Genomic DNA, 9,769 nt, shown 5'->3' with positions numbered 1-9,769 from the left:
TATCGCTCAAATTATACCGGAAAGAGTTCAGAGAAACAACCCAAGAGTTGTCAAAAAGCCTGTTTCAAAATTTCGCTATAAACAAGTTAAACACAGAGGTACTGGAATCATAATGAATCCTCCTGTATTTATTGTTTTAAGCACTGCATAGCCCTTAACTGAACCGTATTGAGCTATAGTTGCTATGCACGCTTGTTATAAGTCGCGATCGCGCCCGCCTACTTTTGCAAGAGGTCTACTGAACTGGCGCGTGTTGCTAGCGACAAATCCGACGAAGTGAACGCCGCGCCAGGGTAGGGGGCGAAAGAGCCAGGGCTGGCTAGGCTCTGCGTGCGACTGAGTACAAGCAAAGCAGCCGATCGCTCGACTGACTCAACCTATTAACTAACAATGCAGCCACTCAAAGACCGAACTCCCCAGAAAAGAAGAAGAAAAAACAGAGCATGAAAAACTGCTGACGTAAACCCCCGATCCACATTTACTCCCGCTTGCATTATCAAAAAATGTGGGAGTAACCGAATTAATCGGATATAGTCATCTCCTTTTGTCTGCGAGCAGCTAAGGCTAATTCAAAGCCTGCCTTGAGTTGGTCAGCCTGGTTCGAGGCATGGGACGCTTCTCCTGCTTGCCTTGCTTTTAGTTGTAACGGTGCGGCGATCGCAATCCGTTCCTCTTCATAGTGCGTAAGAGCTTTAGCAACACAAGCAGTATCCTGCAAGTTCAGCCCCTTGAGTGCTTTTGTTAAAGCAACAGCATCCTCAAATGCCATAGTAGACCCTAATCCTAACGACGGTCGCATCGGGTGAGCGGCATCCCCTAATAAGGTGATTCTCTCTCTATCCCCCCATTGGGATACTGGTTCCCGATCGAACACGCCAGTTTCCACAATGGTGGTAGGGTCAGTTGCTCGAATAACCCTTTCAACAAAGGGAGTCCATTGGTCAAAAACTTGGAGAACCATAGCTAAAACATCGGTACTCTTCTCTGAAGTCGGATGGAGTGCAGTCCCTGTCCAAGCCAGTGCCTCGCCTCCTGCATCCATAATCCAAAAATTTTTCTGGTCGCCGACCACCAGTTGAAAACCAGCCCCTTCTGCAAAGGGTTCAGCGAGCGGGGCTAGGATTTGACGGGGCAAGATTCCTCGCCAAGTCATGGTTCCAGTGTAGAGAGGGGCACCATCTCCCACGGTAAGCCCGCGAACCGCAGAGTGATAACCATCGGCACCAATTAACAGTTGTGCGCCAACATCGGCCTGATTCTCAAAGTGCAAACGTAAGGCAGCCTCGGACGGATCGGCGACCTTAGTAAAGTTGACAAACTTATGGTTGAGGTGAAGGGAGACGGTAGGTGGGAGTGTGTTGTGCAATGAGGTTTGTAGGTTATACCACGCTAGCCAAGTGAAGGGAGTACCCGCCAAGGGCGATTCATCAGAAAACAGAACCTCGCCATTGGGTCTCATCAGCAGTTGTCGCTGTGGGTTGGCAGAAGCGGCACGAACTTGGGTAGCGAGATCGGCATTGATGAGGGCCAATGCCTTATACCCCGCTTCTGCCAACCCTAGGGCAGCGCCGATGGGACGTAAAGCTCTAGCTCGTTCAAACACACCTACCGAAAAACCTAAATTGGCTAGCCCATGGGCTGCACATAGTGCGCCTGGGCCTGCACCAATAATGGCGATATCGAAAGTTGGGGTTTCACTCATTTTTAGATACGGTTAAAAGCACCGACGAAAGCGATTGCCTTGAGCACTAGCGAAGCTAATCGCGCTTCGTGTGACATGATGTAGGTTCTGCTTGATAATATACACTCACGCACTAATTCATAAAAGAGATTTCTTGCAAAAGTAGGCGGGCGCGATCGCGACCTATAACATCAGGGTGAACGATCCTACAAGCCAGACAGCGAGACAACATTCCGCGAAATGATGAAGCCGTCGAAATGAATCAAGATGAGTTTCAAGAATGGCTCTACGACTAAAAGCCTTCGTAAACCGTTGAATTTGTGCTGATTAAAAATGCTGCCATCATGCCGATCGCGGCACTCGAACATAATAAATCAAGGAGGTATTTAAGCGGGATTTAGTATTAAACTCTCAATACAGGCCTTTCGGGATTTTCTGGATTAGGAATTAGACGCTGATTTTTGCAATCTACTAGCAAATCTAAAGTTTCTAACACAGTTTTACCCGTTAGCACCATATCGCCTAAAACCATTGCCGCCTCACTCGTTTCGCGCCCTTCTATTTCAATGATAATAGGCCCAGTCAACCCCACTGTTTCTTGTCGGCCATCAGCATATTTTACTATTTCATGACTCCTAATTCTTAAAGCTAGGTGTTCGCAGACTTCTACAGGAATAGCTGTGCGTACTGCAACAGTATCTATGAGTGCTTCTGCTTCGTACACGCGCAACTGATTTGGATTGAGCAATCCTCTCTTGACTAACTCTTCATCAATGGCATTCGTTAGCTTGACTTTGACTCGAACTGCACCCTTATTTTTGCTGGCTTGAGTTAGATCGCGATCGAGATTTATGAGATCGCCTCTTTTCGTCTATAAAGTCTACCTTTGATTCTAGCCACAATTTAGAGTAATAAGGTTCGCAGTGCAAACCCTACAAGTAGAGTTGGTACGTAAGTCTGACAGCGTATTCTAGGTTTAGGAAGTGCTGTAGGGACAAAGGCTTTCGCCGCGTCCCTACGGGGATCTATCACTCTTGTGGGGTGGGCATCCTGGCCGCCCTAAACATACAAGTTAAATCACAACAGCTTACTCATCTTCTGCATAGATAAACCGATACAATTCGCTAGGATCTGGCTCAGCGCTTTTCTCAGCAAAATCGACTGCATCATCAATTACTGCTTGAATTTTATTATCGATCTCTTTCAATTCTTCAGCAGTTGCCAAAGTTCGATCGATCAAATCAGCAGCCAACTTCTTAATTGGATCGCGGGGGAACCAATATTCCTTCTCTTCCTTAGAACGCAACTCATCTGGATCGGCCAAAGAATGGCCGCGAAAGCGATAAGTCAAAGCCTCGATCAAAGTCGGCCCCTCGCCGGCTCGCGCCCGCGCTACAGCTTCTTTCGCCACTTCCCGCACCGCCAAAACATCCATCCCGTCAACCTCAAAACCAGCCATGCCAAAAGCATGAGCTTTCTTGTAAATCAGCGGATCGGAAGTAGCTCGTTCGTGGGCCATCCCGATCGCCCATTTGTTGTTTTCCACAACATAAATAATCGGCAACTTCCACAAAGCCGCCATATTCAAACATTCAAAAAACTGCCCGTTATTTGCAGCGCCATCGCCAAAAAAACAAGCAGTTACGCCATCGGAACTCTCATCCCCCAAAGCTTCACGGCGGTACTTCGATTGAAAAGCCGCCCCCGTAGCTACAGGAATCCCCTCAGCCACAAAAGCATAACCTCCCAACAGTCGGTGTTCGGCCGAAAACATATGCATCGAACCGCCGCGGCCCTTCGAGCAACCAGTTTCCTTCCCGAATAACTCCGCCATTACCTCCCGCGCCGGGACGCCCGCGCTCAAAGCGTGAACGTGATCGCGGTAGGTGCTGCTGACGTAATCAGTGTCATCCCGGCGCATCGATCGAATCACGCCAGTAGAGACAGCTTCCTGACCGTTGTACAAGTGGACAAAACCAAACATTTTGCCCCGGTAGTACATCTCAGCACACTTGTCCTCAAAATAGCGCCCCAAGACCATATCCTCGTAGAGCATCAAGCCCTCATCCCGAGAAATGTTTACGCTTTGCGCGTCAAAAACTGGTAAAGTCCGTTCCTGAACCATAAATAATTAATACCCGACGATCGGCTTCCTAGACATCTAAATTTAAACCCAGATGGGACACAACCGCAGCAGAAAACGATCGAAGGTTTTCTGTGCAGCAGTTCACCAATTGTTAAAATGAGTTTGGCAGGCGGGGCGGATGGCCAGGAGTCCGAGAACCAAGTCCCATCTAAACCCGATGCCAACGAATGATATAATTCCATTACTCTCAAACCCGAAAATGCTCAAGAGTCAAACCACTCCTTTAGCTGACGGGCAGTGGGGCAAGGCATTTTGCTCACTGTAAAACGCTGTAGAGGGAAAAAAGTCAGAGTATCTCTACGACAAGTCCAAGATACCGTGAATTGGGCGGTTGGAAGCCAACACCAGAATTTTTGATTTGGTTTGCGGGAGTATCTCACTTAAGATAGGCTAATTCAGTTGCTAGCGCTTTGGGGAAGTGGACGAGTGTTAATTCCACTAGATTACTACCGGATTTTGGGTCTACCGATTCAAGCTACTGCCGAACAGTTGCAGCAGGCTCACCGCGATCGAACTTTACAGCTTCCGCGCAGGGAGTATTCTGAAGTTGCGATCGTCGCCCGCAAACAACTGCTCGATGAAGCCTGCGCCGTTCTGTCAGACTCAGAGGGGCGCAAAGCTTACGATGCCAGTTTTTTAGCCAAAACTTACGATCGAGAGTCGGAAGCCGCACAGGAAGCCAAGCACCAGAGGTCAAAAACCTCAGCAGGCACGGCCACCTTCCTGCAAGAGGCAGGAGAAACTGCTCCGCCAGAGTCCAAGGCTTTAGAGGCTGCTCCCGACCCCCACACTCCAAGTATTGAAATCGATGACAACCAATTCGTAGGAGCCCTGCTCATACTTCAAGAACTGGGGGAATACGAACTCGTACAGAAGCTGGGTCGCCCGTATCTTAACAATGGCAGCATCGCGATCGCAGAAGGTCGTTTCGGCGACCCCCAGCTCGTGAGGCCAGATATAGTTTTAACTGTCAGCCTTGCCTGTCTAGAACTCGGCCGCGAACAGTGGCAGCAAGGTCAGTACGAAAATGCCGCAAAATCATTAGAAGCAGGTCAAGAATTGCTGCTGCGCGAAAGCCTATTTGCAAGCGTGAGGGGTGAAATGCAAGCCGACATATACAAACTCCGTCCGTACAACATTTTAGAGCTATTATCACTCCCCGAAGAAAAAGTTGACGAGCGTCGCAAGGGACTGCAAATCCTGCGAGAAATGCTTCAAGAACGAGGCGGTATCGACGGTTCGGGAGACGATCGATCGGGTTTAGGAATAGAAGACTTCCTCCGGTTCGTGCAGCAAATGCGTAAACACCTAACCAGCAGCGAGCAGCAGGCGCTATTTGAAGCCGAAGCCGGCCGCCCCTCCGCAGTCGCCACTTACCTCTCGGTCTACACCCTGTTAGCCCAAGGATTTGCCGCCAGACAGCCATCGATGATCCGTCGCGCCAAGCTGATGCTGATGCAGCTAGGTCGCCGCCAAGACGTTCACCTGGAAAAAGCCGTCTGTTCCCTGCTGCTGGGCCAGACAGAAGAAGCCAGCAGAGCCCTCGAACTCAGTTCGGAAAAAGAACCCCTGGCCTTCATTCGCGAACATTCCCAAGATTCACCCGACTTGTTGCCCGGACTGTGCTTGTACGCCGAACACTGGCTACAAGAAGAAGTGTTTCCCCACTTCCGCGACTTGGCTAACGAGTCAGTGTCCTTGAAAGACTACTTTGCCGACCCGAAAGTACAAGCTTACCTAGAAGCTTTGCCGCAGGACGCAGAAACCGCCAACGAATGGGTCGTCGTGCAGCCCCGCTCCGGCAAAGTCCCAGGGCGACTGCAACCGGCAGCAGGCAGATCGCCCGCTGCCATACCCGCACAGCCACCTGCAGCCAAGCAGGGAGCCAGTACCGTCACCTTGACCGCCGTACCGGGTGAGGCTTCCACCGCAGCCTCGGGCGCTAAATCCCAGGCAACGGTGGCCGCGCCGAGCCCCGCTGCTGCGGCCGTCTCTATGCCGATAGCTACAGTGCCACACCCTGCAGACTCGACTTCCAAACAACGCAGACGCCAACATTCAGGGCGCAGCGGAGCAAGCGGCAATGGGCTAAAGGGCGATTTGGTCGATCGAGCGCGCACCAAGGCAGCAGAACTTACCGCCCAAGTCAAGTCCATGCCTCCAAAAAGGCTGGCTTTGTTTCTAGTCGCAGGTGTCCTGAGTCTGTTACTCCTGTGGTTAATACTCAGTCTGTTGGCTAGCGCCATGCAAGCCCTATCGGGCCCCCTGCGAGGAGAGCAAGCCCTTGTCCGCCTGGAAGAACCGCCCCTAGAAATCCCTGCCTTGGCCGCGGCCCCAGAGCCGATCGCTGCAGGCGCAGTGTCGGGAGAAATCACTCAGGAATCAGCGGAACAAATAGTTCAAAGCTGGCTGTCGGCGAAAGCAGCGGCTTTGGGCCCCAATCACGCAGTCGAAGAATTAAAGCAAGTTCTGACAGAACCGGCTTTGTCTCGCTGGCAATTGATGGCAGAAGCTCAACAGCGAAACAACGCGCACCAGCGTTACGTACACAAGCTGCAAGTTAATGGAGTTAAGACGAATCCGACTAATCCCGATCGCGCTCAAGTAGAAGCCCAAGTAGGGGAAAAAGCCGAAGTGTTCGATCGATCTCAGCTCGTTTCTTCCCGCAATGAAAACCTGCGGGTGCGCTACGACTTGATCCGTCAAGAGGGACAGTGGCGGATTATGGATTGGCAAGTGATTAAGTAAGGAATTGGTAATTAGTAATTGGTAATTGGTAATTTCTGGTGGCTAATTACTAATTACCAAGTTCTGATTATTAGGTGAATTTTTAATTCCAAAAGCGGGAGTTTTGAATTGCAGATTATTGTTGAAGGCTGGCGTTTTATTTATCATTCCTATTGCGTAGCCAATCAATTTCAACTGCTGGAAATGCTCGTGAAGCGCAGCTATCCCGTAGGGAATCGCCCGCGAAGCCAAATTGAGCTTTTCCACCGCGATATGCCCTACATTGACGCAGCTTGGGAGACGAAAATTAGTTTGTTCGATCGCCCAAATGAAACCTTACTTCGCAGCATTAAGAGCCCTGCGGTAAATCAGTCAGCCGATGTTACCCTGCGAATGTACTGCCCGTGGGACTTCTCGGCATCCAGCAGCGCTCAAACTTGGGTATTTGCAGCGACAGAATGGGGGATTGTTACCAGTACAGTATTAAAGGCGATGGGTGTTAAGTCGATCGCCCAAACCCCCATTAACTCAGAAACGAAAATTATTACACCTTCAGCGTGGTCAAAAGCCGGCTTAATTCGCAGCGGAGTTGAGGCCGATCGCATTGCCGTGGTACCTTTGGGAGTCGATCCTCAGATTTATTATCCTGCTGCGGGCGATCGGCGTCAATCACTGCGCGAAAGCTTGGGCTGGTCAAACTATTTTATATTTTTAAACATCGGAGGGCAAACGGATCGCAAAGGTATTCGCCCTTTATTAAAAGCCTTCGCTGCGGTAGTTGACAAATATCCAGATGCGAGATTAGTTTTAAAAGGTTCTGAACTGCTTTATCCGTCGAGAGACGAGATTGCGGAAGCCTGCCGAGTTGTGCTCAACGATGCGGAAAGAGCGAGAGTTTTACCAAGATTAATTTATACGGGTAGCCAGCTATCTTTTGCTCAAATAGCAGAGTTTTACCAAGCTGCAGATGCTTATGTTTCTCCATATTTGGCAGAAGGTTTTAACCTGCCGGTGTTGGAAGCTGCAGCTTGTGGTTTGCCGGTAATTTGCACTGCGGGCGGCCCTACGGATGATTTTACGCGATCGAACTTTGCACTGCGGATTCAGAGTAAATTTACGGCTGTGGCGAGCGATGGGGAAACGTTATTTATCTTAGCTCCTGAGTGGGAACATTTGACTGATTTGATGCAAGGGGCGATCGAACAGCCTGGATTGGCTGCGAAAGCGAGGGTTGCGGGCCCGGCTTTTGTGGCTGAAAATTTTACTTGGAGGCGCGTAGTCGATCGATTGCTTGAGGTTATGGGAGGAGATAAAAAGAGAGAGGAGAAGTCTATTTTTGAGCCAATAATTTTGTAGTTTGGGCGTTTCAAGCCCTAAATGGGAAATAGGTTTTTTCCGGCCTGCCTGGATTGCAGAATATGCCGCTTTGCCAACGTTTCAATCCCTGATAGGGTTTTAGGTTTTTTCCGGCCAAAATTCGCTCGCCTGCGACAACACGTAGATAAGTTTCAATCCCTGATAGGGTTTTAGGTTTTTTCCGGCAAAAGTCCCTGAGTGCAACTGTCGGAAACTTCTCAAGCAAGTTTCAATCCCTGATAGGGTTTTAGGTTTTTTCCGGCCTAGCATTGTTGCCAATTTCATAAATGTTGATTTACCCGGTTTCAATCCCTGATAGGGTTTTAGGTTTTTTCCGGCAAGCGCATAAAGTCAGCACAGGTTTAGGAAGTGCTCGTTTCAATCCCTGATAGGGTTTTAGGTTTTTTCCGGCCGCAGCAAACTGGCTGAAATCTCTCGCTGCAATCAGTTTCAATCCCTGATAGGGTTTTAGGTTTTTTCCGGCAGGGAAGTAGTCGTGGTTAGTGGCGAGATGCAGTGTTTCAATCCTTGATAGGGTTTTAGGTTTTTTCCGGCAGCATCGAGGAGAAACATCTGCCATCTCTCACCTCACTGTTTCAATCCCTGATAGGGTTTTAGGTTTTTTCCGGCTTACGACCGCCTGACGAGCGCCGCCGGGAATCAGCGACCGAGTTTCAATCCCTGATAGGGTTTTAGGTTTTTTCCGGCTTAATTGGAAGTTTGGGAATTGCCACCGATTGCGCGTGTTTCAATCCCTGATAGGGTTTTAGGTTTTTTCCGGCGGCGACGGCAAAAGTCGGATCGAGCAAGCGGCCAAGTTTCAATCCCTGATAGGGTTTTAGGTTTTTTCCGGCACTACAACACCATCTTGAGACTTTTGGGCAGTGACGTTGGTTTCAATCCCTGATAGGGTTTTAGGTTTTTTCCGGCTTGGTTGGCGCGCTCGCTCTAAGTTTTCTGCTGCGTTTCAATCCCTGATAGGGTTTTAGGTTTTTTCCGGCGCGAATATTTAATCCCGTGCCGGACAAACCCTAGTTTCAATCCCTGATAGGGTTTTAGGTTTTTTCCGGCGTTATCTTGATCTGAACTTCAGCCTCTTGCTTTTGCGTTTCAATCCCTGATAGGGTTTTAGGTTTTTTCCGGCGCACTTTCAGCGCTGCGAATACCAAGTGCAAGGTTTCAATCCCTGATAGGGTTTTAGGTTTTTTCCGGCAAAGATGCGACCACATAAACTCAATGATGATTAAGTTTCAATCCCTGATAGGGTTTTAGGTTTTTTCCGGCCTACTTGAGTAGATGTGGGGGGAGTTCCAGCGTTTGCGTTTCAATCCCTGATAGGGTTTTAGGTTTTTTCCGGCTCATTGACTCGCTTTCTCACGCTTGGTTTTCCGGTTTCAATCCCTGATAGGGTTTTAGGTTTTTTCCGGCTGAGATGGGCTTGTATGCTCCGAGCTGCCAGTCCTGGTTTCAATCCCTGATAGGGTTTTAGGTTTTTTCCGGCGTTCCATCACTTTGTAAACCGAGTGAACTTGCTCGGTTTCAATCCCTGATAGGGTTTTAGGTTTTTTCCGGCTGGTTTTGTTTGCTGTTTTGAAGCGCGACGGGACGCTGTTTCAATCCCTGATAGGGTTTTAGGTTTTTTCCGGCAGGGGATGAGCCATCAATTGTCCGTCAGGCGATCGGTTTCAATCCCTGATAGGGTTTTAGGTTTTTTCCGGCATTGTACAGAGGCGGGATAGGCAAATACAAAACGTTTCAATCCCTGATAGGGTTTTAGGTTTTTTCCGGCGTCAGGGTCGCACTGACTAAGCAACTCGATTAATCTTTTGTTTCAATCCCTGATAGGGTTTTAGGTTTTT

The 9,769-nt window shown here is 49.3% G+C and carries 5 protein-coding genes and 1 CRISPR repeat array (1 of these 6 only partly in view); of the genes, 2 read left to right on the top strand and 3 right to left on the bottom strand.

Translation table 11 applies throughout. The features are described from left to right. Positions 1-520 precede the first annotated feature (520 nt). The 3 genes from QUB14_RS01030 to pdhA all read right to left on the bottom strand — a co-directional run bounded on the left by QUB14_RS01030 (position 521) and on the right by pdhA (position 3,806). Entirely contained in the window at positions 521-1,702 is a 1,182-nt protein-coding gene (locus QUB14_RS01030) for an NAD(P)/FAD-dependent oxidoreductase (RefSeq protein WP_333213544.1), read from the bottom strand. Positions 1,703-2,084: 382 nt separating this feature from the next. Then, positions 2,085-2,429, bottom strand: a complete 345-nt coding sequence (locus QUB14_RS01025) for a clan AA aspartic protease (RefSeq protein WP_333213546.1) — start codon at positions 2,427-2,429, stop codon at positions 2,085-2,087. A gap of 339 nt (positions 2,430-2,768) precedes the next feature. After that, positions 2,769-3,806 (bottom strand): pyruvate dehydrogenase (acetyl-transferring) E1 component subunit alpha, encoded by a 1,038-nt coding sequence (gene pdhA / locus QUB14_RS01020; protein WP_006634162.1) that lies wholly within the window; start codon positions 3,804-3,806, stop codon positions 2,769-2,771. Positions 3,807-4,253: 447 nt separating this feature from the next. On the opposite strand from pdhA, the gene QUB14_RS01015 reads away from it, so the two are divergent. Further along, positions 4,254-6,575: an IMS domain-containing protein gene (locus tag QUB14_RS01015; protein ID WP_333213548.1), complete on the top strand. Its 2,322-nt coding sequence runs from the start codon at positions 4,254-4,256 to the stop codon at positions 6,573-6,575. 108 nt (positions 6,576-6,683) lie between these two features. Further along, on the top strand, positions 6,684-7,910 hold the full coding sequence (locus QUB14_RS01010; protein WP_333213550.1) for a glycosyltransferase family 4 protein: 1,227 nt from the start codon (positions 6,684-6,686) through the stop codon (positions 7,908-7,910). A 7-nt stretch (positions 7,911-7,917) separates the two neighbouring features. Then, a CRISPR array of direct repeats spans positions 7,918-9,769; the repeat unit is 37 nt; unit sequence GTTTCAATCCCTGATAGGGTTTTAGGTTTTTTCCGGC (it continues 742 nt past the right edge of the window).

Origin of the sequence: Microcoleus sp. B3-D2 (genome assembly GCF_036705345.1) — a bacterium.
GTDB lineage: Bacteria > Cyanobacteriota > Cyanobacteriia > Cyanobacteriales > Microcoleaceae > Microcoleus.
This window is presented reverse-complemented; position numbering and strand designations above follow the sequence as displayed.

Bases quoted from the DNA above. Each gene is read 5' to 3' on its own strand.
- QUB14_RS01030 (WP_333213544.1), bottom strand. From the start codon at position 1,702: ATGAGTGAAACCCCAACTTTCGATATCGCCATTATTGGTGCAGGCCCA.
- pdhA (WP_006634162.1), bottom strand. From the start codon at position 3,806: ATGGTTCAGGAACGGACTTTACCAGTTTTTGACGCGCAAAGCGTAAAC.